24 protein-coding genes and 2 pseudogenes are annotated in these 23,126 nt (G+C 70.4%); 15 read left to right on the top strand and 11 right to left on the bottom strand.

The window, feature by feature from the left end; all coding sequences use genetic code 11:
- Positions 1-376: 376 nt before the first annotated feature.
- From IE124_RS27705 to IE124_RS27680, 6 genes are read left to right on the top strand one after another with little or no spacing between them, the layout of a single operon-like run.
- The gene (locus IE124_RS27705) at positions 377-1,639 is read left to right on the top strand and encodes an ATP-grasp domain-containing protein (protein ID WP_189511578.1); all 1,263 of its coding nucleotides are present in this window, start codon (positions 377-379) and stop codon (positions 1,637-1,639) included.
- A 38-nt stretch (positions 1,640-1,677) separates the two neighbouring features.
- A complete protein-coding gene (gene mtnA, locus IE124_RS27700) occupies positions 1,678-2,703 on the top strand; it encodes an S-methyl-5-thioribose-1-phosphate isomerase (protein WP_189511576.1) in 1,026 nt (341 codons plus the stop codon).
- Positions 2,700-3,362: a methylthioribulose 1-phosphate dehydratase gene (mtnB, locus tag IE124_RS27695; RefSeq protein WP_189511574.1), complete on the top strand. Its 663-nt coding sequence runs from the start codon at positions 2,700-2,702 to the stop codon at positions 3,360-3,362. Before mtnA ends, mtnB begins: the two co-directional genes overlap by 4 nt.
- A 24-nt stretch (positions 3,363-3,386) precedes the next feature.
- Positions 3,387-3,962 carry a 1,2-dihydroxy-3-keto-5-methylthiopentene dioxygenase gene (locus IE124_RS27690; protein ID WP_189511572.1) on the top strand — a complete coding sequence of 192 codons (576 nt, stop codon included), beginning with the start codon at positions 3,387-3,389 and terminating at the stop codon, positions 3,960-3,962.
- Positions 3,962-4,744 carry an acireductone synthase gene (gene mtnC, locus IE124_RS27685; RefSeq protein WP_189511569.1) on the top strand — a complete coding sequence of 261 codons (783 nt, stop codon included), beginning with the start codon at positions 3,962-3,964 and terminating at the stop codon, positions 4,742-4,744. The genes IE124_RS27690 and mtnC overlap by 1 nt, the downstream gene beginning before the upstream one ends.
- Positions 4,737-5,558, top strand: coding sequence for an S-methyl-5'-thioadenosine phosphorylase (locus IE124_RS27680; RefSeq protein ID WP_189511568.1), 822 nt, complete (start codon positions 4,737-4,739; stop codon positions 5,556-5,558). The genes mtnC and IE124_RS27680 overlap by 8 nt, the downstream gene beginning before the upstream one ends.
- A gap of 82 nt (positions 5,559-5,640) precedes the next feature.
- Here IE124_RS27680 and IE124_RS27675 read toward each other — a convergent pair whose 3' ends face one another.
- Both IE124_RS27675 and IE124_RS27670 read right to left on the bottom strand, forming a co-directional pair.
- Positions 5,641-6,153 (bottom strand): GNAT family N-acetyltransferase, encoded by a 513-nt coding sequence (locus IE124_RS27675; protein ID WP_189511566.1) that lies wholly within the window; start codon positions 6,151-6,153, stop codon positions 5,641-5,643.
- A 130-nt stretch (positions 6,154-6,283) separates the two neighbouring features.
- A complete protein-coding gene (locus IE124_RS27670) occupies positions 6,284-7,405 on the bottom strand; it encodes a permease (protein ID WP_189511564.1) in 1,122 nt (373 codons plus the stop codon).
- 386 nt (positions 7,406-7,791) lie between these two features.
- Between IE124_RS27670 and IE124_RS27665 the strand changes: the two genes are divergently transcribed.
- Both IE124_RS27665 and IE124_RS27660 read left to right on the top strand, forming a co-directional pair.
- On the top strand, positions 7,792-8,121 hold the full coding sequence (locus IE124_RS27665) for an ArsR/SmtB family transcription factor (RefSeq protein WP_229832930.1): 330 nt from the start codon (positions 7,792-7,794) through the stop codon (positions 8,119-8,121).
- Between the two features lie 17 nt (positions 8,122-8,138).
- Positions 8,139-8,528 (top strand): ArsR/SmtB family transcription factor, encoded by a 390-nt coding sequence (locus IE124_RS27660; protein ID WP_189511684.1) that lies wholly within the window; start codon positions 8,139-8,141, stop codon positions 8,526-8,528.
- A 215-nt stretch (positions 8,529-8,743) separates the two neighbouring features.
- Here the strand turns inward: IE124_RS27660 and IE124_RS27655 are convergent, their stop codons facing one another.
- Together IE124_RS27655 and IE124_RS27650 are read right to left on the bottom strand one after the other, a co-directional pair.
- Positions 8,744-9,106, bottom strand: coding sequence for an ArsR/SmtB family transcription factor (locus IE124_RS27655; RefSeq protein WP_189511562.1), 363 nt, complete (start codon positions 9,104-9,106; stop codon positions 8,744-8,746).
- Between the two features lie 4 nt (positions 9,107-9,110).
- Complete coding sequence (locus IE124_RS27650; protein WP_189511560.1) at positions 9,111-9,467, bottom strand: hypothetical protein; 357 nt, start codon at positions 9,465-9,467, stop codon at positions 9,111-9,113.
- Positions 9,468-9,789: 322 nt separating this feature from the next.
- On the opposite strand from IE124_RS27650, the gene IE124_RS27645 reads away from it, so the two are divergent.
- The 4 genes and pseudogenes from IE124_RS27645 to IE124_RS27630 form a co-directional block, all read left to right on the top strand.
- Positions 9,790-11,157: an NAD(P)-binding domain-containing protein gene (locus IE124_RS27645; protein WP_229832928.1), complete on the top strand. Its 1,368-nt coding sequence runs from the start codon at positions 9,790-9,792 to the stop codon at positions 11,155-11,157.
- 46 nt (positions 11,158-11,203) lie between these two features.
- Positions 11,204-11,668: an ArsI/CadI family heavy metal resistance metalloenzyme gene (locus IE124_RS27640; RefSeq protein ID WP_189511556.1), complete on the top strand. Its 465-nt coding sequence runs from the start codon at positions 11,204-11,206 to the stop codon at positions 11,666-11,668.
- 7 nt (positions 11,669-11,675) lie between these two features.
- Entirely contained in the window at positions 11,676-12,893 is a 1,218-nt protein-coding gene (locus IE124_RS27635; protein ID WP_189511554.1) for an MFS transporter, read from the top strand.
- A gap of 484 nt (positions 12,894-13,377) precedes the next feature.
- Positions 13,378-14,119: pseudogene (locus IE124_RS27630) on the top strand (SulP family inorganic anion transporter); the annotation flags it as partial.
- Positions 14,120-14,145: 26 nt separating this feature from the next.
- Here the strand turns inward: IE124_RS27630 and IE124_RS27625 are convergent.
- The 3 genes from IE124_RS27625 to IE124_RS27615 form a co-directional block, all read right to left on the bottom strand.
- Positions 14,146-17,082, bottom strand: a complete 2,937-nt coding sequence (locus IE124_RS27625) for an FtsX-like permease family protein (RefSeq protein WP_189511552.1) — start codon at positions 17,080-17,082, stop codon at positions 14,146-14,148.
- A 2-nt stretch (positions 17,083-17,084) separates the two neighbouring features.
- On the bottom strand, positions 17,085-17,822 hold the full coding sequence (locus tag IE124_RS27620) for an ABC transporter ATP-binding protein (RefSeq protein ID WP_189511550.1): 738 nt from the start codon (positions 17,820-17,822) through the stop codon (positions 17,085-17,087).
- 122 nt (positions 17,823-17,944) lie between these two features.
- Positions 17,945-19,105, bottom strand: a complete 1,161-nt coding sequence (locus tag IE124_RS27615) for an MFS transporter (protein WP_189511548.1) — start codon at positions 19,103-19,105, stop codon at positions 17,945-17,947.
- A gap of 273 nt (positions 19,106-19,378) precedes the next feature.
- Between IE124_RS27615 and IE124_RS27610 the strand changes: the two genes are divergently transcribed.
- The gene (locus IE124_RS27610) at positions 19,379-19,609 is read left to right on the top strand and encodes an SHOCT domain-containing protein (protein WP_370468829.1); all 231 of its coding nucleotides are present in this window, start codon (positions 19,379-19,381) and stop codon (positions 19,607-19,609) included.
- Between the two features lie 10 nt (positions 19,610-19,619).
- On the opposite strand, the gene IE124_RS27605 is transcribed toward IE124_RS27610, so the two are convergent.
- From IE124_RS27605 to IE124_RS27590, 4 genes are all read right to left on the bottom strand, one after another.
- Positions 19,620-19,835, bottom strand: coding sequence for a hypothetical protein (locus tag IE124_RS27605; RefSeq protein WP_189511543.1), 216 nt, complete (start codon positions 19,833-19,835; stop codon positions 19,620-19,622).
- Positions 19,836-19,843: 8 nt separating this feature from the next.
- On the bottom strand, positions 19,844-21,493 hold the full coding sequence (locus tag IE124_RS27600; RefSeq protein WP_189511682.1) for a SulP family inorganic anion transporter: 1,650 nt from the start codon (positions 21,491-21,493) through the stop codon (positions 19,844-19,846).
- Between the two features lie 56 nt (positions 21,494-21,549).
- Positions 21,550-21,891 (bottom strand): ArsR/SmtB family transcription factor, encoded by a 342-nt coding sequence (locus IE124_RS27595; RefSeq protein ID WP_189511541.1) that lies wholly within the window; start codon positions 21,889-21,891, stop codon positions 21,550-21,552.
- Positions 21,892-22,042: 151 nt separating this feature from the next.
- Complete coding sequence (locus IE124_RS27590; RefSeq protein ID WP_189511539.1) at positions 22,043-22,420, bottom strand: zinc ribbon domain-containing protein YjdM; 378 nt, start codon at positions 22,418-22,420, stop codon at positions 22,043-22,045.
- A gap of 146 nt (positions 22,421-22,566) precedes the next feature.
- Here IE124_RS27590 and IE124_RS27585 point away from each other — a divergent pair, with 146 nt between their 5' ends.
- Positions 22,567-22,890: a rhodanese-like domain-containing protein gene (locus IE124_RS27585; RefSeq protein ID WP_189511537.1), complete on the top strand. Its 324-nt coding sequence runs from the start codon at positions 22,567-22,569 to the stop codon at positions 22,888-22,890.
- 90 nt (positions 22,891-22,980) lie between these two features.
- Positions 22,981-23,118: pseudogene (locus IE124_RS27580) on the top strand (TSUP family transporter); the annotation flags it as partial.
- Between the last annotated feature and the right edge of the window lie 8 nt (positions 23,119-23,126).

The raw sequence follows: 23,126 nt of genomic DNA, 5'->3' as shown, positions 1-23,126 counted from the left end.
ACCGATTGAAATTCGCCGTGCGTCAACACCGCCCAGTGCCTCCCGCGACCCTGGCGACGGAATCCGCTGGAGTCGCGAGACGAGCCTGAGCGCCCTTGCTTCCTACCGGTTTCATCAGCGCGAATGCCTACGTCGGGTAACCTGGCCGACTTTCGCAACCGCCCCAGACGTGAGCGAATCGGGGCAGGTGTGCCGTGCGGCGGTGACGTCGGGGAAGGTGTGCACCTTCGGCCATTCATCGATCTATTGACATACATCGCTCGACGCTGGCAGGGTTCCGGCCGTCGGCCGAACAGCGCCGCTGCCGACCTGGGCTCCACCCCGCTCCGTCGGCCCGCCCCGGCCCCGACCACACGTCGACGCAAAGGTTCCCACCATGGCCGCCACGCCCCACCCGCACTCGCCCACCACCGAGGCACCGGTCCTGCTCCTCATGGGCAGCGGTGACCGCCGCTATCGGGAGTACATCGTGGCGGCCGTCTCACGCCACTTCCGTCTGTGGCTTCTCGACGCGTACGAGCCGAGTTGGCAACTGCCGTACGTGGAGGGGACCTCACTCCTCGACACCAAGGACCTCGACGCCCTCCTCGTCGAGGCGAGGAAGGTCATGCAACAGCTGCCTGTCGCGGGGGTCTTCACCTACGACGAGTCCCTCGTGCACGCCGCCGCGCGCCTCGCCGAAGCCCTCGGCCTGCCCGGAAGCGCGCCCGACGCGGTGCTCTCCTGCCGCGACAAGGCGGCCACCCGGGCCCGGCTCACGGCGGCCCACGTGCCGCAGCCGGCCTGCACCCCGGTCTCCACGGCGGCCGAGGCGCGCCGTGCCGCCGACGCGACCGGCTACCCGGTGGTGGTCAAGGCCCGTGGACTCGCCGGCAGTCTCGGTGTCGTCCGGGCCGACCACGGCGACGCCGTCGAAGCGGCGTTCGAGGCGGCCAGCTCCGCCAACTGGCCCGGAGTACCCCGTTACGAGGCCGACGTCCTGGTCGAGGAGTACCTCACCGGACCCGAGATCAGCATCGACGCGGTCGTCGTCGACGGCGTGTGCACCCCCATGATCGTGGCACGCAAGCAGACCGGCATGGACCCGTACTTCGAGGAGACCGGCCACACCGTCGACGCCGCCGATCCCCTCCTGCAGGACGCCGAACTCCTGGACCAACTCCACCGCATCCACAAGGCGCTCGGCTTCGAACGCGGTGCCACGCACACCGAGTTCAAGCTCACTCCCAAGGGGCCGCGCCTCGTCGAGATCAACGCACGCCTCGGCGGCGACTTCATCCCCCTCATCGGGATGCTCGCCACCGGTACCGACCCGGCGGTCGCGGCCGCCCACGTGGCGGCGGGGCTCACCCCCGACACCGCGCCGAAGGCGCAGAAGACCGCAGCCATCAGATTCCTCTACCCGGAGCGCGACTGCGAGGCGGTCGAAGTGGTCGTCCGCACCGACCTCTTCGGGCCCACGGTGCACAGCGCGGTCGCGACTGCCGGCCCCGGCACCCGGCTGGCACTTCCGCCCCGGGCGTACATGAACCGCTACGGCTACGTCATCGCCGTCGGCGATGACCCCGAGCAGGTGACCGCCGACGTGGAGGCCGGGCCCACCCTGGTCGAACTGCGGTCGCGTCCCCTGACCGACTGACCGGTTCCACCTCCCAGGCCTCCGAGGAGCCGCCGCCCGTGAGCAAGCCCTCCGACCAGCCGTCACTGCGCTGGGACGACAACGCGATCGTCACCCTCGACCAGCGCGCGCTGCCCCACGAGAGACGGCTTCTGCGCCTGGACACCGTGGACGACGTCATCACCGCCATCACGACGCTCGCGGTACGGGGCGCCCCCTCCATCGGGCTCGCGGGCGCCCTGGGCGTCGCGCTCTCCGCGTACGCCCACTGCTCGCCGGGCATCACCGGCGGCGGGCGGCAGGCCGTGCACGCCGATGCCCAGCGGCTTGTCGCCGCCCGCCCGACAGCAGTCAACCTGGCCTGGGCGGTCGACCGAGCCCTCGGGAGGCTCGCCGACGGCCCGGACGCGGTCCTGGCCGAGGCCACCGCCATGATCGACGAGGACCGGGCGGTCAACCGGCAGATGGTCGCCCACGCGGTCCAGGCCGTAGAGGACCGCTGTCCGCAGCGCCCCCTGCGACTCCTGACCCACTGCAACACCGGCCGGCTCGCGACCGCGGCCGTGGGCACCGCCCTCGGCACGATCCTCGCCCTCGCCGACGCCGGAAAGGTCACCGAGGTCCTCGTCGACGAGACCCGGCCGCTCCTGCAGGGCGCACGGCTGACGGCCTGGGAACTGGCGGAGGCCGGTGTGCCGCACCGCGTGTGTGTCGACAGCGCGGCGGCCGCGGCCATGAGCCAGGGGCTCGTGGACTGCGTCCTCGTCGGAGCCGACCGGATCACCGCGCGCGGAGACGTGGCCAACAAGATCGGCACCTACGGACTGGCGATCGCCGCCGCCCACCACGGCATCCCCTTCATCGTTGTCGCCCCCGAGTCGTCGTGGGACAGGTCCCTCGTCGATGGCCGGGACATCGTCATCGAGGAACGTGACGCGTACGAGGTGACCAGCTGCGGGGGGATCCGCACCACGCCACGCGGTACGCGGGCGTACAACCCCGCCTTCGACGTCACCCCGGCTTCCCTGATCACCGCGATCGTCTCCGAGCACGGTGTCCGCCACGCATCCGAGGTAGGGGCATGAGCTACGCGCCGTCCACCGCCGCGGGCAAGCAGACCGCCCAGCAACTGGCCGACATCTCCCGCACCCTGTACGAGCGCGGTTGGATGCCGGGCACGTCCGGCAACATCTCCATGCGGTTGCCCGACGATCCCGACCGGGCGCTGATCACGGCGAGCGGCCGGGACAAAGGCGAACTGACCGCCCGGGACGTGGTGGAGGTCGACGCCCTCACCGGCCGGGCGACTCCTCCCGTCCAGGACCGCCCCTCGGCGGAGACCTCCATCCATGCCGCGGTCTACCGCGTCACCGGAGCCCGCGCCGTCATCCATGTCCACTCCCCGTATGCCACGGTCGTCGCCCACCGTGCCGCCGCCTCGGACGCCGTTGCCTCGGTACGAGTGGAACGCTTCGAACTGCTCAAGGGGCTGGGGCTGAAGAACCCGACCTTCACCGACCTGCCGGTCTTCCCCAACTGGCCCGATGTCGACCGGATCGCCGACGACGTTGCCGCCCATCTCGCGGCCGACCGGGAAGGCCCGCCCGGGCTGCTTCTGGCCGATCACGGCATCACCACCTGGGGCGAATCGCTGGGCCAGGCGAAGAACCGGCTCGAATGCCTCGAGTCGCTCTGCCGGCTGCTCGTGATCTCCCAGACGGAGCTGCACGTCTCCCGTGCCTGAAGAACTCGACGACAGGACCACACCATGACCTTGCTGCAGATCATGCCGGACGACGCACCGGACACCGTGCTGCTCCGCACGCGGGACGAGGAGACCATCGCAAAGGCCCTGCGCGAGAGGTCGGTCTCCTTCACCCGCTGGACGCTGCGCGCACGGGTCACGCCGCAGACGGCGTCAGAGGAACTACTCGACGCCTACCGGGCGGAGATCGACGCACTGTGCGCCGGCCAAGGGTTGCGCCTCGTCGATGTCGCCCGCCTCCACCCCGAGGAGGGAGCGGAGTGGCAAGAGCGCGCGGCCAAGGCCCGGTCGACGTTCCTCGACGAGCACCGGCACGCCGAGGACGAGGTCCGGTTCTTCGCCCACGGCACCGGCTGCTTCTACCTGCACCTGGAGGACCGCGTGTACGCCGTGGTCTGCGAGGCCGGAGACCTGCTGTCGGTCCCGGCCGGCACCCGGCACTGGTTCGACATGGGACCCGTACCGGACTTCTGCGCCATCCGGTTCTTCGAGAAGGAGGACGGCTGGGTGGGCGACTTCACCCAGGAGCCCGTCGCCGATGGCTTCCCCCGCCTCGACGCGCTGCTAAGGGAAGGCTGATGCCGCGCAGCCGTCAGGGCCGAGTCCCCGACAACGGGCCGCGGGCCGTCGTCCTCGACATCGAGGGGACCACCGGCTCCCTCAGCCACGTCCGTGACGTCCTCTTCCCCTACGCGCGTCGGCGGATCGCTCCCTGGCTCACTGCGCACCGCGGCACTGCGGCCTGGCGACAGATCCTCGACTCGGTGGCCGCTCACACCGGGGCATCCCACGACGAGGCGAGTGCTCTGGCACTCCTGGAGCAGTGGGCCGACGCCGATGTGAAGGTGGCGCCGCTGAAGACGCTTCAGGGCCTGATCTGGGCCGATGGCTACGCGGCAGGTGAGCTGTACGGTCACGTGTACCCGGACGTACCGCCCGCACTGCAGCACTGGAAGACGCAGGGCACAGACCGCTTCATCTACTCCTCCGGTTCCGTAGCCGCACAGCGGGACTGGTTCGGCCACACGGCCCACGGCGATCTGCGCCCTTTGCTCGACGGTTACTTCGACCTGACGACAGCCGGCCCCAAGGCGGACACCGACTCCTACCGTGCGATCGCGGCACGTCTGGGACACGCGCCCGGCGACCTGCTGTTCGTCAGCGACGTCGGTGCCGAGCTCGACGCCGCGGCCGAGGCCGGCTGGCAGACGGTTGCCGTGCGCCGCCCCGACGACGAACGCTCGGCAGTGACCGGCCACGAGACCGTCGCCTCGCTCACCCCACTCGTTTCCCGACCCGGCCCGGGTACGTCGACGCCGCCGGTCGACACGCACACGCAGGAGGACCAAAGCCATGAGTGATCCGTCCGACACGACACCGAAGGCCGACATCGCGGTCATCGGCGGCAGCGGCTTCTACGAACTCCTGGAGTCGGTACAGCGCGTCGAGGTCACCACCCCCTACGGCTCACCCTCCGACGCGGTGTCCATCGGCACCGTGGGCGACCGCAGGGTGGCCTTCCTGCCCCGGCACGGCAGCCACCACGAACTCCCGCCGCACCGCATCAACTACCGCGCCAACATGTGGGCACTGCGCTCGCTGGGAGTGAGGCAGGTCCTCGCGCCCTGCGCGGTAGGTTCGCTGCGCGGGTCTCTCGGCCCCGGAAGCGTCGTCATCCCCGACCAGCTCGTCGACCGGACCGCCGGCCGCGTCCAGACGTACTACGAGCACGGCGCCACCCACGTGTCGTTCGCCGACCCGTACTGCGCCTCGGGACGGGCGGCCGTACTCAAGGCCGCGGGAGAGGCAGACGCCGACGTCCACGACGGGGGAGTGATGGTGGTCGTCGAAGGGCCACGGTTCTCCACCCGGGCCGAGTCCCGGTGGTACGCCGCGGCAGGCTGGTCCCTGATCAACATGACCGGGCACCCCGAAGCCGTGCTCGCCCGTGAACTCGCCCTCTGCTACACCTCCATAGCCCTGGTCACGGACTACGACGCCGGCGTGGAGCGCGGAGAGGGCGTGTCACAGGACGAGGTGTTCCGGGTGTTCGCGGCGAACGTGGAACGCCTGAAGAGCCTGGTCCTGAAGACCGTCCACGTCCTGGACCGCGAGCGGGACTGCGCGTGCGCGACGGCGCTGGACGGCATGGACCTGCCGTTCGAGCTCCCCTGACACGGCGGTCGGTACGGGCCGCAGCCGTACCGATCAGGAACACCCATGCTGATGCCGGTCCCATTGTGGTGACCGGCATCGGTCATTCGACCACCTGGCTGCGGCGCTCCACGAGCAGGACGTCGCGCCAGACGCCGTGGTGGCGGGCCACGCGCTCCCGCCGGCCCAGTACGCGGAACCCCACGGACTCGTGCAGAGCCAGGCTGGCCACGTTCTCGGGGAAGATGCCCGCTTGGATCGTCCAGAAGCCCGCCTTCTCCGTGGAGGCGATCAGCGCCTCCAGAAGCGTGCGTCCTACGCCGGTTCCGCGCGCCGTGGGACAGACGTACACGGAATGCTCGACGACCCCCGCGTACGCGGGTCGCGTCGAGACCTGTGACACCGCCGTCCAGCCGACCACCCGCCCCCGCTGCCCCAGCGCCACGAACCGGTGCGCCGCCAACTTGGCGGTGTCGAACGCACTCCACGGCGGCGCGGTGGTCTCGAACGTGGCGTTGCCCTCGTCGATGCCCTGCTGGTAGATCGCCATGACGGCGGACGCGTGGTCGTCGGTCATCGGGGCCAGGGTGATGTCCGGGCGCGGTGATGCGGTCATACGTGTTCCTTGCCTCGGTGCGCTCCCGCAGACGGGGACGGCACGGTGTTCGTCAGCGGGTACGGCGACGCTCCTGCGGCGTCGGGGGTCGCCGCAGGAGCGTGGGTGGGGGGTGAGGAGGAGTACCGGGTCAGAGCAGGGGCAGGGTGACGAGACCGATGCCCACGCTGCCGAGGAGGCCCACGCCGAGGTAGAAGGCGAAGACCTTCGTCTTGACGACGCTCTTGACGGCCACCATGGCCGGGATCGTCGTGATGGCGCCGCCGAGGAGGAAGGTGACGCCCGCCGCCGCGACCATGCCCTGGTCGAGAAGGCCCTCGACGACAGGGATGGCGCCGACGCCGTTGAGGTAGAGCGGGACGCTGAGGAGCCCGGCGACCAGGACGGAGAGGACGCCGTCCGTGCCGAGGATGCCCGAGACGACATCGGTGGGGACGTAGCGGACGATCAGGGCTTCGAGGACGATGGCCAGGAGCAGCCACTTGCCCAGGATCAGCGAGTCGCTGACGATCTCCTTCAGGATCTCGCCGGCGCGGAGGTTCTTGATGTCGCGCCGCACGAGTACGCGCCACGGGGTGCCGTCGTCCTCCGCGTCGTTCCGTGCTGCGGTGGAGCAGCCACCGGCCGCGGGCTCGGCCTCCTGCGCGGCGCTTCCGCAGCCGCCCTCGGACGCCCCACCGCCCGCGCCGCCGGCACCGACGGTCACGGGCTCGGGGACGGTCGCCTTCGCCGTCGAGCACGCGGTCTCGGGAACGGTCACCGTCTCCTGCGCACAGGTCTTCGCGGCCGTCTTCTCCTCGGTGGACTCGAGCAGCGGGTCGGCGAACCGCCCACGCCGTTCGAGCGCCAGGACGATGAGACCCGCGCCGAAGCTGAGTACCAGGGCGCCGATGAGGCGGGCGGTGGCGATGGGGATCCCGAGCTGGGCGGCGGAGAGCGCGTAGATCTCCGGGTCCATGGAGGGGGAGGCGATCCAGAACGACATGACCGCCGAGAGTGGAACGCCGGCTATCAGGAAGCGGCGGATCAGCGGGATCACGGTGAAGGAGCAGAAGGGACTGAACGCTCCGATGGCCGTGACGATGGCGATGCCGAGGACGCCCCTGCGCCCGTGGGCGAAGCTGCGGCGCGCGACCACGTCGATCGACAGACGCTGTACGGCGATCCCCAGGACGATGGCGACCAGGAACCACGGGAGATAGTGCAGCACCTCGAACAGGATGAACCGGCCAAGGGCCAGCAATTCGTCCACAGGTGAACCTCTCTGAGACGGTGACACATGAGGGGAGCGGCGCCGTGAAGGTACGTACGGGGGACGTGCCGAGCCGCATGGGGGAGGCTCGATCGGCATCCCCTTTATCGAATATCGATGATAGACGATTAAAGAGAGGTCCGGCAATGGGAGTCCCGCGTCCCTCGTGGCGTCGCAGGGGTGTCCCGCGCTTTCGGTGGCGGCTGCCAGGAAGCGGGGATTGTTCCCAGGTCGAGCCGATGCGTACGCCTTGCATGTGGTGTCTACATGGTCCCTCGCGTCAGCGGTTTCGGTTGCCGGCGGGCCTCCATGGGCTCTATATGGGCCCCGTCTGCGTGGAGCGAGCCTTGCCGTCGTGGGTGGTCATCGAATAACATCGATGGATCATGAGCGGTACGATGAATGCCCAGCTGATCGACCGGACCACGGCCGAGTCCTACGCGACCTGGTTCAAGGCCCTCTCCGATCCCACCCGCGTACAGATCCTCAATCTCCTCGCCCTGGCGACCGGGCCGATGAGCGTCGGAGAGATCGTGGACCGGATGGGCGTCGGACAGTCGACGGTGTCCCATCACCTGAAGCTGCTCGCCGACGTGCGGTTCGTCCTGCGCGAGCGCCAGGGGACCTCGATGCTCTACTCCATCAACGTCGCCTGCGTGGCCTGCTTCCCCAGCGCCGCCGACGCCGTCATGGGCCGCCCCGCGGCCTCGGCGTGAGGGTCGGTCCCTTGACCATGCCGACCCCGCACATTGCCGGTACGACCGCCAATGCCTGCTGCCCGCCCATCGTGACCGCCGCGCTGTCCGAAGGGGACGCCGAGATCATGGCGGCGATGTTCAAGGCGCTGTCCGACCCCGTCCGGCTCCGCCTCCTGTCCAGAGTGGCGTCGCACCCCAACGGCGAGGCGTGCGTCTGCGACATAGCCGACGTGGGCGTCTCCCAGCCAACGGTCAGCCACCACCTGAAGAAGCTCCGGGAAGCGGGTCTGCTCACCTCCGAGCGGCGCGGCACCTGGGTGTACTACCGCCCCGCACCGGGCGTCCTGGCGACGCTCGGCGAGTTCCTCGCCGACACCGAGAACGCCGGCAAGGAAGAGATCGCTCCGGCCGTCCGGATCTCCTGACATCAGGCGTCGCTGTCCCTGAACCTGGGAAAGTGCGCCGTTTCTGCCGTGGCGCGACTGTCTGTGAGCATCCGTATGCCTGCGCTTGGCCGCGGTAGTCGATGCGAGCCTTCCGGGCCCCCGGCGCGGCGCCCCGCCCCTTTGAGTCAGGGGGCGGGGCGAAGACGTGGGGGAATTCTGAGGCTGGCGCACGTCGCTCCGCGCTCCGGAGGCTCTCAGGCCGAGGCGGCCTTGGTGAGGAGGGCTCCCATGGCCGCGAGGACGGTGGGCTCGACGCGGTAGTACACCCAGGTGCCCCGCCGTTCCGAGGTGAGGAGCCCGGCTTCCTTCAGCTTCTTCAGGTGGTGGGAGACCGTGGGCTGGGAGACGCCGACATCGGAGATGTCGCAGACGCAGGCCTCGCCGCCTTCGTGCGAGGCGACGGAGGAGAAGAGTCGCAGCCGGACCGGGTCGCCCAGCGCCTTGAACATGACAGCGGTTCGCTCGGCCTCTTCGGCGGTCAGTGGCCGCTCGTTCAGAGGCGGGCAGCAGGGCTCTATATAGGGCTCCAGTACCGGCAGCATCTTCACGTTCGACATATATCTATGTTGACACACATCGAACCAGCAGTGGCTGCGGGGCGGGACGGCTCGGGGTCGCTATGCGTGTGGCGCCACGGACCGTCTTCGCCTTGACCCGCAGTACGTCCTCGGTGTGCGTCACGGCCTTGCCGGAGTTGACGGATCCGTTGTCGTCGATCTGGTCGGAGTAGGTCAGGCTGCTCTTCCACTGGATGTACGCCCCGATCGCGGAGCCGTCGGCGTTTCCGTCGTACACCCATACCCAGGACTGGTTGCCAGCCTGGTTGGGGCCGTTGTCGACTTCGATCTCGTTGTTGTAGAAGGTCCACTCGCACCGCCACCCGCTGCAGCCGTCCGCGGCGGCGGGGCCGGCCGGCATCGCTACCAGCCCGGTGACGGCCGCCGCGATTCCGAGGAGGTGTGAGCGCCTCGATGTCCGAGTCGTGGCAGGCGAGCGTAGTTCTGCACCCTGAGCCGCACCCAGTCTCGTTCCAGCCGTACTGACGTGGTCGACGCAGGTTTCGGCCGCAGCTCTCGCGGCTGTGCCGCTCGGCGCCCCCTGTGTGGTCGGGAGGTCTTGCTCGGCCGGCGGATGGCCGGGGCAGTGAATTCGATGAATGTCTATGTTGACGCTTGTCGAATCAAGCGCCATGCTGAAAGCGCAAGAGATCGACGAATGTCGAATCAAAGGGGAAAGAGCCGTGAACGTCACCGCCACCGACCAGCTGCCCGTCGTGGTCATCGGAGCCGGACCGGCCGGCTTGGCCGCTGCCGCGCACCTCGTCGACCGGGGGCTGGAAGCCTTGGTGTTCGAGGCCGGCGCCCAAGCGGGAGCGGCGGTTCGGGCGTGGTCCCACGTGCGGCTCTTCTCCGCATGGGGCGAGGTCATCGACCCGGTCGCCGAGAAGCTCCTGGCCCCGACCGGCTGGGTGAAGCCCGACGCGGACACCTACCCGACCGGCGGAGACTGGGCCGCCGCCTATCTCCAGCCGCTCGCGGACGTCCTCGGCCACAGGGTCCGGCTCAACGTGCGGGTCACCGGCGTATCCCGCGCGGGCCGCGACCGTGTGGTCGACGTCGACCGTGACGAGCAGCCCTTCACCGTGCACATCCAACACGATGACGGTCGCGAAGAGCGCGTCCTCGCCCGGGCCGTGATCGACGCCTCCGGTACATGGTCCACTCCGAGCCCGGCAGGCGGCGACGGACTCCCGGCCCTCGGCGAACGTGCAGCGGCGGAGCGGATCTCCTACCGGGTGCCCGACCTCAAGGACCCTGCTGTGCGCGCCCGTTACGCGGGCAGGCGCACCGCCGTCATCGGCTCCGGAGCCTCGGCCTTCACGGCGCTCGCCTCGCTCGCCGCCCTCGCGAAGTCCCGGGACGGCGGGGACACCCGTGCGACCTGGATCCTGCGGCGCAGTATCTCGGGCAGCACTTTCGGCGGAGGGAGCGCCGACCAGCTCCCGGCCCGTGGCGCCCTCGGCCTCGCGGCGAAGGCCGCGGTCGACGAGGGGTACGCGGACGCCGTCACGGGCTTCCGCACGGACGCGATCGAGCGCGACGGCGAGCACCTGGTCCTGGTGGCCGAGGACGGCCGTCGGCTCGACCCCGTGGACGAGGTCATCGTCCTGACAGGCTTCCGCCCCGACCTGACGTTCCTCGGCGAACTGCGTCTGGGACTCGACGAGCGGCTCCAGGCCCCCGTCGAGCTCGCCCCGCTCATCGACCCGAACCAGCACTCCTGCGGCACCGTCTACCCGCACGGCGTGAAGGAGCTGGCACACCCGGAGGAGGGCGTGTACCTGGTGGGGATGAAGTCCTACGGCCGTGCTCCGTCCTTCCTGGCGCTCACCGGCTACGAGCAGGTCCGCTCGGTCGTCGCCGCCATCTCCGGCGACCGCGAGTCCGCCGAGCGCGTCGAACTCGTACTCCCCGAGACCGGCGTCTGCGGCGGCGCCGGCCTCTTCGACCAGCCCACCGACACCTCGACCGACGGCGGTGGCTGCTGCGCGACCCCGGCGGCGCTCCAGATCGGCATCGGATCCCCGGCCGCCTCCGGCGGCTGCTGACCCTGCCCGTCCAACTCATCCACCCGCCCACAACTGGAGGATCACGATGTCCCGCGTACAGCTCGCCCTGCGCGTTCCCGACCTGGCGGCATCCGTCGCCTTCTACACGAAGCTCTTCGGTACCGAACCGGCCAAGCTCCGTGAGGGCTACGCCAACTTCGCCATCGCGGAACCGCCGCTCAAGCTCGTCCTCATCGAAGGTGAAGAGAACGAGGACACCCGTCTGGACCACCTCGGCGTGGAAGTCGGCACCACCGAGGCGGTTCACGCGGCCACCGCCCGGCTGGGCGAGGAGGGTCTGGCAACGACGGAGGAGAACGACACCACCTGTTGCTACGCCGTCCAGGACAAGGTGTGGGTCCACGGCCCCGGCCGTGAACCGTGGGAGGTGTACGTCGTCAAGGCCGACGCCGACACCCTGCCCAAGCAGCAGGGCAGCACCTGCTGCGCCGGCACCGCCACTACCGACAGCGATGCGAGTGAACCGGTCGCCGCCGGCGGATGCTGCTGATCCCTCGATGGCCGACCTTCATACCCGCGGGGCCGCGACCGGAGCAGGGGACCGGTCGCGGCCCCGCGCCGTCCTGCCCGCGCTCTGCGCCACCCAGATCACCAGCTGGGGCATCCTCTATTACGCCTTCCCGGTCCTGAACCCGCAGATCACCGCCGACAGCGGCTGGTCCACCGGCGCCACCATGGCCGCGTTCTCACTTGCCCTGGTCGTCTCCGGCCTCACGGGAATCCGGGTCGGCCGGATCATCGATCGCCGCGGCCCACGCACAGTCATGACGGCAGGCTCCATGGCTGGGGTCCTGAGTCTGGTGATCGTGGCCCTGGCGCCGAACCTGCCGGTGTTCTTCGCCGGGTGGCTGCTGGGCGGGTTCGCCATGGCGGCCACCTTCTACCAGCCCGCGTTTGCCGCACTCACCCGCTGGTGGGCCCCGGATCACGTCCGAGCCCTCACGATCGTCACCCTCGCCGGCGGCCTCGCCTCCACCGTCTTCGCCCCGCTCACCGCTGCGCTGGCCGACCACCTGTCGTGGCGCGAGACCTACCTCGTGCTGGCGGCGATCCTCGCCACCGTCACCATCCCGGCCCACGCGATCGCCCTCAAAGCTCCCTGGCCCCCGGCAGCACCCTCACCCGTCGATACCGCCGAGAGCCCGAGCGCCGTAGCCCGAAGCCGACCGTTCCTCCTGCTCACGATCGCGTTCACGCTCTCGGCCTTCGCGATGTACGCCGTCGTCGTCACTCTCGTCCCGCTCCTGCTCGAAGGCGGATACACCACAGCCCAAGCGGCCTGGGTGCTGGGCCTGGGCGGCGCGGGTCAGACCCTCGGCCGTACCCTCTACGCGCCGCTGGCCCGCCGCACCGGCACGACAGCCCGTACCACGACCCTCATCGCACTCGGCGCCCTGACCACGGCGGCCCTCGCCGTCACCCCTGGCCCGTACAGCCTGGTGATCGCGGTGTCGATCGCGGCCGGCATGGTCCGCGGCAACCTCACCCTCCTCCAGGCCACCGCCATCACCGACCGCTGGGGCACACAGCACTACGGTCGGCTCTCCGCCCTCCTCAGCGCCCCCGCCATGACATCCTCCGCTCTCGCGCCCTTCGCTGCAGCCATGCTCGCCTCAATTCTGGGCGGCTACCCGTTGTTGTTCGGAGTGCTTGCCGGCCTCGCGGCGGCGTCCGCAATCGTGGCCACGGCGACATCCGTACGAGGAAGGGAATGACTCCGATCGTCGAGGCCGACGATCTCGGCGCAGTGTCGGTGCCTTGCCCCGCCTCGCTCGCGAGTTCCACGCTGCCGAGGCTCTCGGGCGGGCGCGGCAGGCAGCGAGCCGACTTCTCGAGCGGTCGAGCGTCGACTGGCTGATGGTCAAAGGGGCCGTGTTCCGTAAACCGGGTCGAGGAAAGTCCCCGACAGGTCGGTGGTGCATGGGCGCACGACGTCCGTGTGCGCGGCCTGCGCATGCCTGATGGGTCATCAGGTAAGTCGGCATTCGGTCAGCATGAGTCCCCGCGCGGTCCGGGACGCTCACCCCAACAGGCGCCGCTGCTAAGGGAAACCCCAGGTGGGAAGCTGTCCAGCCCGACGGGAGCGATGTTCCTCACAAACATCGTTCGGTGCGTCCCGGTGTACAGTCGAGGACGCCCTTGACCTGCAGAAAGCAGGCAGGGAGCCGTCTTAGAGGAGTCCACAGTGCTGCGGGCACGGTGCCCGGGCCGCTGGTCGTGGTCGCGCTCGGAACCGCTGCAGTGGCGGCGTTCGGCCTGGACGAGCACGGCATCGCCGTGATCGGAGACGTGCCGTCGGGGTTGCCCCACCCGGCCCTGCCGGACGTCGACGAGCTGTCTCGGCTGATGGTTCCGGCGCTCGGTCTCCTCCTCGTGGGCTACACGGATGTCATCCTCACCGCGCGTGCCTTCGCCACCGACGACCAGGGCGGGCGCCTGGACGCCAATCAGGAGTTGCTGGCCCTGGGCGCCGCCAACCTCGGCGCGGGCCTCCTGAGCGGGTTCCCGGTGAGCAACAGCGCCAGCCGCACCGCGCTGGCGGACTCCACCGGCGCACGGAGCCAGGTGTACTCGCTGACCGCCGCCGTGGCCGTTCTCGCCGTCCTGCTGTTCGTCAGCCCGCTGCTGGAACTTCCGCCGCCGGGCACTTGCCGCCGTCGCGGAGCAGTCCGGGCCCGTCCACTGGTTCGTGCTCAACACCGAGGCCAATGTGGAGGTGGACATCACCGCGCTGGACTCCGTCGACGGGCTGCGTCGCGAACTGTCCGGGCGCGGCATCGTGTTCGCGCTGGCGCGGGTGAAGCAGGACCTGCTCGACGACCTCGACGCCTACGGGCTGACCGAGTCGGTCGGTGCCGATCTGATCTTCCCCACCCTGCCCACGGCGGTGGCCGCATACCAATACTGGCACCGTGCCTGCGAAGACGGTTCTCCCGAGTAGGAATCCTGGTCGGCGAGGGGTGCCCTTCATTCGGTGACGCGGACCGCGAGTGCGGGGCGGATGGCGGCCGCGCGGCGTGCCGGACCGATCGTGGCCAGGAGTGACGCGGCGAAGGTGGCTGCGGCCAGGCCGCAGATGCTGGTCCACTCGACCGGGAATCCGCCTTCGAGGCCCTCGAAGGCGGCGCTGTTGCTGTACATCAGCCAGGTGGTGAGGACGCCCAGCAGCGATCCGAGGACGATTCCCTCCACGGCGACGAAGGAGCTCTCCCACAGGAAGGACCGTTGGACCGTCCGTGCCCGGAAGCCGAGGGCCCGCAGGATGCCTATGGTGCGGCGGCGTTCGCGTACGGCTCGGACCATGACGACGCCGAGGCCGGTGATGCCGACGCCTAGCCCGAGGGCGAGGAAGCCTTGCATGAGGCGGAAGAAGGCGGTGCTGGAGTCGAACTGTTGACGGATGTCCGACTCGATGGGCGTGGCGACCAGGCTGGACGAGAGCTGCTCGCCCTGCAGCTGGGCCGCCAGGGCGTCGGGGGAGGTTCCGGGGCCGGTCCTCACCAGGGCGGAGGCGTTCTGCGCCTGGGTGCCGAAGAGCTCGCGCGTCGCCTGCTCGCCGAGCACCACGGGGTAGGTGGTCGAACTGGCTCCGGTGCCCGGGTAGAAGACCATTCCGTTGCTGAGTACGCCGGCGATGACCTTCTGTTCGCTGCGACCCGTGCGGGGGTCCGTCAGGGTGAGGGTGTCGCCGGGGTCGTAGTAGTCGCCGGCCGGGCCGCCGGTGCTGCCGAAGAAGCCGTCGAGCACGACGTAGCGGGGGTCGGAGGCGAGGGCCTGCCACACGGCGGCGTCGTTGGTCAGGCCGGGCAGGCGCTCCCGGAACGTGATGCCGGTGATCGCCTTGTCGGGGACACCGACGACGGCGGCGTCCAGTGCTTGCGGGCTGCGGTGTCCCGGATCGGTTGCCCGGCCTGAGGCGTTGAGCAGCGGTGTGACGGCGGCGATCCCGGGGGCGGACGGGCCGCGGCGGAGATCGGAGAGGAGCCGGTCGCCGGCTACCTGTGGGTTGTAGTCCAGGCGCAGGGAGTACCCGGCGGTGGCATCGGCGACGACTCCGTCGACGCCGGCGCGGATGATGCCCGAGATCTCCGTCAGGAGCACGAGGACGAACACGATGAGGGTGTACATCACCAGCGTCGCGCCGGTCCTGAACCGCTTGGCCAACGGGTACGCGACGGCGAGCCGCGCCGCCAGGCCACCCTCCGTCGGGCGTTCGAGGAGCCGCCGCACGGGTCGCAGCAGCGTCTTCTGGTTGTCGCTGACGAGCACCACGGCTGAGAAGGCGGCCAGGGCGCCCTGGATGACGTACACGGACATCGAGGGGGTGTCGAAGATCCGCGGGCGGATGACAGGTGCCAGGAGCGTCCAGGCGAGAACGGCTCCCGCGACCAGGGTGGTGACCGTGTGACGGGGGAGGACCCGCAGGAGCGCCGGAGTGGCGAAGGCGAGCGCGAGCGCCGGCATGAGGTACGTGGCGTCGGGCTGGCTGCGCGCCACGGCTGGAACGGCCACGAGCGCGCACAGGACGGCGAGGGTGGTGGAGACCGCGAGCAGCCGGCGGCGTGGCCCCTGCCCTGGTGTGGCGGGGAGGTCTCGTATTGCGGCGATGATGTTGAACCTGCTGATGCGCACGCTCGTCGCGAGGATGGCGGCGAAGGCGATGAGCAGGCCCATGGCCAGTCCGTTGAGGACGCTCGTGGGGGTGACGGCGAACGCGATGCGGATGCTGCTTCCGCCGACCGACCAGCCCTGGAAGATCTGCGCGGCCACCACGGCGACGCCCCAGCCGACGGCGAGCCCGATGGCCACGCCCGGCAGTGCGGACAGCAACGCGTAGCTCGCCCCTTCGAGTGTGAAGGACCCGACAAGCCGCGAGCGCTTCATTCCCACGGCTCGCACCATGCCCATCTGGGACTTCCGTTCCTCGCCGAGCATCACGAAGATGTTCACCAGGAGCAGTGCGCCGGCGATGATGCTGAAACTGCCGATCATGAGGAACAGGGCGCCGAGGGAGTCCCCGGCCTGTCGGGCGTCGCGCAGGACCGTGTGCTTAGGCGTCTCGATCTCCGCTTGCCCGGCGAGCGGGCCCAGAGCCTGTCGGATGTCGGCCGTCACCCGGTCGGTCAGGGCCTCGCCGCTCTCGACGCCGCCGCGGTTGGACACGAAGGTGACCGAACGCGGCTCCACACCGGTGGCCCGGGCCGCGGCGTCCAGGGTCCCCGGTGCCACGAACACGTCGCGGTTCAGCCTGCCGCCGAGGCCCACACCGGCCAGGCCCTCCTCCGGCACCACGCGATCGACCCGGTACGTCCCCGGAACTCCGAACAGGTACAGAGTGACCGTATCCCCGGCTCCCACGCTCAGGGAGCGGGCCAGGGGCTCGTTCACCACGACCTGGCCGGGCCTCGGATTCGGTCCGCCGAGACCGGAGTCCCCACCCGGTGCTCCGAACCGTGCGGCCTTGTCGAAGTCCATCTGCCAGGCGAGGACGCGTGGCTCGGCGACCGTGTGGTCGCCGGCGCCGCTGACCGCAGATGCCTGGGTGGCCTGGGCGTTCAGTACTCCGTCGACGTCGGGATCGCCCGCCAGGGAAGCCATCCGTTCCGTCACGGCGCGCCCGGTCGGTCCGGGGGGCGCGATGACGCGCTCGTCCACGGGCCCCAGGGTCCGGTATGCCTCCTGGCGTACGGAGAAGTTCAGGGTGTCGCCGACGACGAGGGCTCCGATGACGATGGCCGTTCCGAGCATCGATCCGCCGATCACCAGCGCTGCCTCGGTGCGCCGGCGGGCGACCTGCCGGAAGGCCAGCCGCCGCGACACCGGCTGCCGGACGGCGACCAGAACCAGAGCGCCGAGGGCGAGCGCGAGGGCGATGAGCAGCGGGACGAGGAGGTTCGGATACATGATCAGCCCATGGGGACGTCGGGGATCGGGGCTCGGGCCCTGACGGTCTGGCCGACGTCGTCGACGAGCCGCCCGTCGCGCATGCGGATCAGCCGGGGGACGCGGGCGCCGATGGCGCTGTCGTGGGTGACCAGGACGATCGTCTGGCCCTCGTCCCGGTTGAGCTCGCACAGCAGGTCCATGACCTGGTCGGCCATCGCGCTGTCGAGGTTGCCCGTGGGTTCGTCCGCCCACACGATGGCCGGTCGTCCGGCCAGGGCGCGGGCGATGGTCACCCGCTGCTGTTCACCCCCGGACATCTCACTCGGCCGGTGCTCGACCCGGTGGCCGAGGCCCACCCGGTCGAGCATCTCCAGAGCCCTGCGACGCGCCTCGCGCGGCCGCGTGCCCACCAGCAGCAGGGGCAGCTCGACGTTCTCCACCGCGGAGAAGACGGGGATGAGGTTGAACGCCTGGAAGACGAACCCCATCGTGCGGGCCCGGTGCTCCGTGCGCGCCGCGTCCGACATCGCGAACAGATCGTGGCCGTCGACCTCGACCCGGCCGGCGTCGATGTCGTCGAGCCCGGACAGACAGTTCAGGAGCGTGGTCTTCCCGGAGCCGGACGGGCCCGTGACCGCCACCATCTCCCCGTGACACACGACGAGATCCAGATCGAGCAGGGCTGTGACCTCGACGGAGCCCGTCCGGTAGGTCTTGCGTACCCCGGTGGCGACGAGGAGCCCCTGGTCGGCGTTCATGTCTTCCATACCAACCGCCGGAGGGAACCGGCGGCTACGGCCACCCAGGTCCCGCGGGCGGGCCGAACGGCCCAATCGCCGGATCACCGAGAGGCTCGTGAGAACTCCTACGCTGCCGATGGTCAGGTGCCCGGAGTCGCCCGGGCGCGTCGCCGGACGGTGGTGGCGGCCAGGGTCGCCGCGCCTGCCGCCGTGACGACGAGGAGGACGAATCCCCATGTGTAGTCGCCGGTGGCGCCCTCGACCGCGCCCATCACGAGAGGCGGGAAGAACCCGCCGAGACCACCCGCGGCCCCTACGACACCCGTCACCGCGCCCACCCTCTCGGGCGCCACGAGGCGGGCGACGAGCGCGAACACCGCGCCGGAGCCTGCACCCAGACCCGCGGCCATTGTCAGGAAGGCCGCCGTGCCGACGGTGACCAGCTCCGCCTCGAACGCGGCGACCAGAGCGCCTGAGGCGACCAGCCCGTACGTCACCGTCAGCACACGAACGGGATCAGTGCGGTCGGACAGCCAGCCGCCCACGGGGCGCATGGCCACCGCGAGGACGACGAAGCCGGCGGTCCGCAGAGCGGCGTCGGAGCGACCGAGTGCGTATGCCTGGGTGAGGTAGGTGGGGAGGTAGACGCTGAACGCGACGAACCCGCCGAAGGACACGGCGTACAGGAAGGCCAGCTGCCAGGTGGCCGGAAGGCGCAGCGCCAGCGCGGTACGCGTGGCCATGGACCCGGGGGCGACCGCACGCCCTGGTTTGTCACGGAGCAGCGACCAGGCGGCCACGGCATACACGGTGAGGCAGGCTGCCACGAGGTCGAACGGGAACGACGACCCGACGGCATCGGACAGCTGGACGGTCGTGAACGCGGACACGGCTGTCCCGCCGGTGCCGATGCCGAACAGCCCGAGAGCCATGCCCCGGTGCTCCGGCGGATACCAGGCGTTGACGAAGGGCACGCCCACGGCGAACGTCGTTCCTCCGAGCCCGAGGAAGAAGCCGCCCACCAGAACCTCTGCCGGCGAGTCGGCCAGATGCCCCAGGTACAGCACCGGCAGGACCGTCAGTCCGGCGACGAGCGGGAAGACCCGTCGTGCTCCCCAGTGGTCGGTGAGCGCACCCGCGGGGATACGGCCGAGGGCACCGACGACGACCGGGACCGCGACGACGAGGGACTGCTGGAAGGAGTCGAGGCCGAGTTCCTCCCGCAGCCTTGGCCCCAACGGGGCGAGAAGCGCCCAGGCCCAGAAGCAGAGCAGGAATCCGGTCGTGGCCAGGAACAGCATGGGACCGGGCCGTGGGGTTGCGTGTGTACGGGGTGATGCCCCGGTTCTCGGGATCACGGCGTCCTCCTGACAGCCGGTGCGGCGGTCCCGTGACCTTGCTCCTTGGGCTACAGCCTCCGTCGTCGGGCGAGCCGTTTCCAGGGCTGCCCGGCCCCCCTCGCCAGGGCCGGTCGGACCTGTACACGGAGACCCTCCCTGACGGACGGTGAACGTGTGGGGCCGACCGCCGAGAGGGGAGCGTGACTCACGATGATGTTCTGGTACGGCGACGGTATGAACGGATGGGGATGGTTTGCCATGTCGGCCGGCATGCTGCTCTTCTGGGCACTGCTGATCACCGTGGTGGTGATGCTCTTCCGCACACTGGACCGCGCCTCCGTGAGGCCGTCGGTACCCGAGGTCACGCGGCCCGAGCAGCTGCTGGGAGAACGGCTGGCGCGGGGCGAGATCGACGAGGAGGAGTACCGCAGACGGCTGAGCGCCCTGCGAGGCGGTGGAACATGAGGCGCCGTGCTCAGTGATCCGGCCGCGGGGACGGCGGCGAGTTCGAGCCCGCGCCCCCGGTCGCGAGTCGCCGGGCCGCCGCCGCGACGGCCGGCCGGCCACCGACGCCGGCGCCGGTCAGGGGCGGTGGGGTGATCCGCAGCACCGCGTCGTGCGGGCCGTACGTCCGGCCCGGCAGCGTACGGAGGTGGTGGGCGGCCTCGAGAGGGTTCGGGGCCGAGGTCATCGTGCGGGCTACTCGGTGGTCTCGCAGGGCTGCCGCGCTGGTGTGTCGGCCAGGATGCCGGTGCCCCGGAGGTGCGCGCGGGCCCCGGCGATCGCCTCGGGAGTGGTGGCGAAGTCCCTTCCTTCGAGCCGCAACAGTTCGAGCGGCCCCACGGATTCGAGAGCCTGCCGCTGGCCCGGGCGTATGCCGGAGGCCATGACGGCGATGCCGCGCCGGTTGAGCTTCTCGACCGCGTCCTTGAGAACGAGGGCGCCGGTGGCGTCGATCGTGGTGACCCGGGACATCCTCAGGATCACCACGCGGACGTCCGCCACCTCGGTCAGTTCCAGCAGGAAGCGGTGGGCGGCGGCGAAGAAGAGCGGGCCGTCGATCCGGTACGCCACGATGTGCTCCACCAGGAGGGCGTGTTCCTCCTCGCTGTGCTCGCCCGGCAGGTCGGCCGTGAAGTCGACCTCGGCGAGGCGGGCCTGCTTGGCCACGGCACGAAGGGCGAGGCCGCCGGCGACGACGAAGCCGATGATCACCGCGTACACGAGGTCCAGGGCGAGGGTGGCGACGGCCGTCAGGACCAGGACGACGGCATCGGAGCGGGTGGCCTTCGCCATGGCCCGCAGCGAGCCGACCTCGACCATGCGGACGGCGGTGGCGAGCAGGACACCGGCGAGCGCCGCGAGGGGGATCCTCGACACGAGTGGGGCCGCGGCGAACACGATGACGGCGAGGACCGCCGCGTGGGTCAGTGCGGCGAGCCGTGAGGACGCGCCGGTACGGACGTTCACCGCGGTACGGGCGATGGCGCCGGTCGCCGGGACGCCACCGAACAGGGGCGCCGCGAGGTTGGCGAGGCCCTGACCGAACAGCTCCCGGTCCGGGTCGTGCTTCTGCCCCACGGTCATGCCGTCGGCGACCTGCGCCGAGAGCAGCGACTCCAGGGCGGCGAGGGCGGCGACCGCCACCGCCGGCGCGATCAGGGAACCCAGTTGCGACAGGTCCACGAAGGCGAGGGAGGGGACGGGGAGCCCGGCCGGCAGATCGCCGATCGGTGCCGCCTTGTCGAGGTGGAACACCTGGGCGACGACGGTCGCGGCGATCACCGCCACGATCGAGAAGGGGATCGCCGGCCGCCACCGGGCGCCGACGAGCATCAGGGTGGCGACCCCCAGCGCGACCGCGACGGCCGTCCAGTTCGGAGCCCGGACGAATTCCGCGAGGGCGCGCCACGTCACCTCCAGGACCCGCTCGCCCTCGGGCTTGGGCACACCGAGGGCGCTCGGCACCTGCTGAAGCCCGATGACGAGTGCGATGCCGAGTGTGAAGCCTTCCACGACGGAGGCCGGGATGTATGCCATGTACCGGCCCGCCCTCGCCACAGCGAGGCCGACGACGATCAGCCCGGCGATCAGCCCGACCGTGAGCACACCGCTGGGGCCGTGCTGCGCCACGATCGGGACAAGGACGACGGTCATGGCCCCGGTCGGCCCGGACACCTGCAGGTTCGAACCGCCGAACAGGGCGGCGAGCGCCCCTGCCACGACGGCGGTTGCGAGGCCGGCCTCGGCGCCGAGGCCGGAGGAGACGCCGAAGCCGAGCGCGAGCGGCAAGGCGACGATGGCGACGGTCAGCCCGGCCAGGAGGTCCCGGCGTGGGTTGCGGGCCATGGCGGTGAAGTCGGCGTGCACGGGCAGGAGGGACCGCAACCTGGACGGCACCGTGTTCACCGGGGTGAGACCTCGGCCTCCTGGAGCTCGGCGAGGAGCTCGTTCTGCCCCACCAACATCTCGGTGAGGATGCGCCGGGCGGCCTGCATGAGGTCGGCCACGTCGCCGCCGGCGAGCCGGTAGACGACGGTCGCTCCGTCACGGGTCGACACCACGATCCCCGATCGCCGCAGGACTGCCAGCTGCTGGGAGAGCGAGGGCGGTTCGACTTCGATCGCCGCCAGGAGGTCCCGTACGGCCATCGGCCCCTCCTGCAGGAGCTCAAGGATGCGGATGCGGACCGGGTGTCCCAGCATCCGGAAGAACTCGGCCTTGGCCTGGTAAAGGGGAACCGACACGCTCGAGCACTCTCCTCATCGCCTCGCGTGCGCGAAGACGCCAGTTGGCGCCGTGCCCGCAGTTACCTGCGGGCACGGCAAAAACATCATGTATGGAATTGCAGAATTATGCAATTAGTGGGTATGGGTGGTCGCCGCGGCGGAGGTCCGGTCAGGCCTTCTTGACCACGCTGGACTTGAGCTGCATGGGCCCGAACCCGTCGACCTTGCAGTCGATGTCGTGCCCGTCGACGCCGTCCACGAGGCGGATGTTACGCACCTTGGTGCCGGCCTTGATGCCCGACGGGCTGCCCTTGACCTTCAGCGCCTTGACGACCGTGACCGTGTCTCCGTCGGTCAGCACGTTGCCGACGGAGTCCTTGATCACCTTCTCGCCGCTGTCGCCGCTGTCGCCGCTGTCGCCGCTGTCGTCCGCGCTCCGGGTGGCGGCTGACCACTCGTGGCCGCATTCCGGGCAGACGAGCAGGGCGCCCATTTCGTAGGTGAAGGCGCTGGAGCACTCGGGGCACGGGGGGAGGTTCTCGTTCATCCGGCGATTTTACGTTCCGTGTCGGCGTCCCTCGCGCCCCGGCAGGCCCTCTGGATACCCCAGGGGGTATTTGACTTTCCCCGTGTCGGCCCCTTACGGTCGAGTGCGTAAATACCCAGGGGGGGTATTGAATGAGAGATGTCTCGATGCGTGAAGCAGGCCTCGACGTCCTTGCGGCCGAGCTGGCCCAGGGTGCGTTCGTCATCGATGTCCGGGAGTCCGACGAGTACGCGGCGGGCCACGTGTCGGGGGCGCTCAGTACGCCCTTGTCGGCGCTCGGAGCCGTTCTCGGGGATCTGCCCGGCGACCGCCCCGTGTACGTGATCTGCGCCAGTGGCAGCCGCAGCGCCTGGGCCGCCGAAAGGCTCGCGGAGCTCGGTGTGGACGCCGTATCCGTCGCGGGTGGTACCGCGGGCTGGGCCCGCACCGGTCGTCCGCTCGTGCGCGGTACGGCCGTTCAGGCCGCCTGAGCGCCAGGTCCACCGGACCTGGTCGCGTCACCTCGGGCACGCAACTGCCCGCGCCTCAGCACTGTCGCGCCCGACTCGGGCGTGCGCTCGGACACCAAGGAGGCAATCGCCACCTCGCTGTTCGTGGTCGGCGTCACCAGTCTTGCCGCGCTGGTCCCGCACGCGCGGGCCCGGCGGGTCCGCTGGCGGACCGGGCTGCTCTTCGGCGCGTTCAGCATGGCCGGCGCCCCATGGCA

The sequence above is a fragment of the Streptomyces narbonensis genome, assembly GCF_014649015.1.
Lineage (GTDB): Bacteria > Actinomycetota > Actinomycetes > Streptomycetales > Streptomycetaceae > Streptomyces > Streptomyces narbonensis.
The sequence above is the reverse complement of the archived record's forward strand: the minus strand, read 5'-3'. Positions and strand labels throughout refer to the sequence as shown.

Bases quoted from the DNA above. Each gene is read 5' to 3' on its own strand.
- IE124_RS27705 (WP_189511578.1), top strand. From the start codon at position 377: ATGGCCGCCACGCCCCACCCGCACTCGCCCACCACCGAGGCACCGGTC.
- mtnB (WP_189511574.1), top strand. From the start codon at position 2,700: ATGAGCTACGCGCCGTCCACCGCCGCGGGCAAGCAGACCGCCCAGCAA.
- IE124_RS27690 (WP_189511572.1), top strand. From the start codon at position 3,387: ATGACCTTGCTGCAGATCATGCCGGACGACGCACCGGACACCGTGCTG.
- mtnC (WP_189511569.1), top strand. From the start codon at position 3,962: ATGCCGCGCAGCCGTCAGGGCCGAGTCCCCGACAACGGGCCGCGGGCC.
- IE124_RS27680 (WP_189511568.1), top strand. From the start codon at position 4,737: ATGAGTGATCCGTCCGACACGACACCGAAGGCCGACATCGCGGTCATC.
- IE124_RS27675 (WP_189511566.1), bottom strand. From the start codon at position 6,153: ATGACCGCATCACCGCGCCCGGACATCACCCTGGCCCCGATGACCGAC.
- IE124_RS27665 (WP_229832930.1), top strand. From the start codon at position 7,792: ATGAGCGGTACGATGAATGCCCAGCTGATCGACCGGACCACGGCCGAG.
- IE124_RS27660 (WP_189511684.1), top strand. From the start codon at position 8,139: ATGCCGACCCCGCACATTGCCGGTACGACCGCCAATGCCTGCTGCCCG.
- IE124_RS27655 (WP_189511562.1), bottom strand. From the start codon at position 9,106: ATGTCGAACGTGAAGATGCTGCCGGTACTGGAGCCCTATATAGAGCCC.
- IE124_RS27650 (WP_189511560.1), bottom strand. From the start codon at position 9,467: ATGCCGGCCGGCCCCGCCGCCGCGGACGGCTGCAGCGGGTGGCGGTGC.
- IE124_RS27640 (WP_189511556.1), top strand. From the start codon at position 11,204: ATGTCCCGCGTACAGCTCGCCCTGCGCGTTCCCGACCTGGCGGCATCC.
- IE124_RS27635 (WP_189511554.1), top strand. From the start codon at position 11,676: ATGGCCGACCTTCATACCCGCGGGGCCGCGACCGGAGCAGGGGACCGG.
- IE124_RS27625 (WP_189511552.1), bottom strand. From the start codon at position 17,082: ATGTATCCGAACCTCCTCGTCCCGCTGCTCATCGCCCTCGCGCTCGCC.
- IE124_RS27620 (WP_189511550.1), bottom strand. From the start codon at position 17,822: ATGAACGCCGACCAGGGGCTCCTCGTCGCCACCGGGGTACGCAAGACC.
- IE124_RS27615 (WP_189511548.1), bottom strand. From the start codon at position 19,105: ATGCTGTTCCTGGCCACGACCGGATTCCTGCTCTGCTTCTGGGCCTGG.
- IE124_RS27610 (WP_370468829.1), top strand. From the start codon at position 19,379: ATGAACGGATGGGGATGGTTTGCCATGTCGGCCGGCATGCTGCTCTTC.
- IE124_RS27605 (WP_189511543.1), bottom strand. From the start codon at position 19,835: ATGACCTCGGCCCCGAACCCTCTCGAGGCCGCCCACCACCTCCGTACG.
- IE124_RS27600 (WP_189511682.1), bottom strand. From the start codon at position 21,493: ATGGCCCGCAACCCACGCCGGGACCTCCTGGCCGGGCTGACCGTCGCC.
- IE124_RS27590 (WP_189511539.1), bottom strand. From the start codon at position 22,420: ATGAACGAGAACCTCCCCCCGTGCCCCGAGTGCTCCAGCGCCTTCACC.
- IE124_RS27585 (WP_189511537.1), top strand. From the start codon at position 22,567: ATGCGTGAAGCAGGCCTCGACGTCCTTGCGGCCGAGCTGGCCCAGGGT.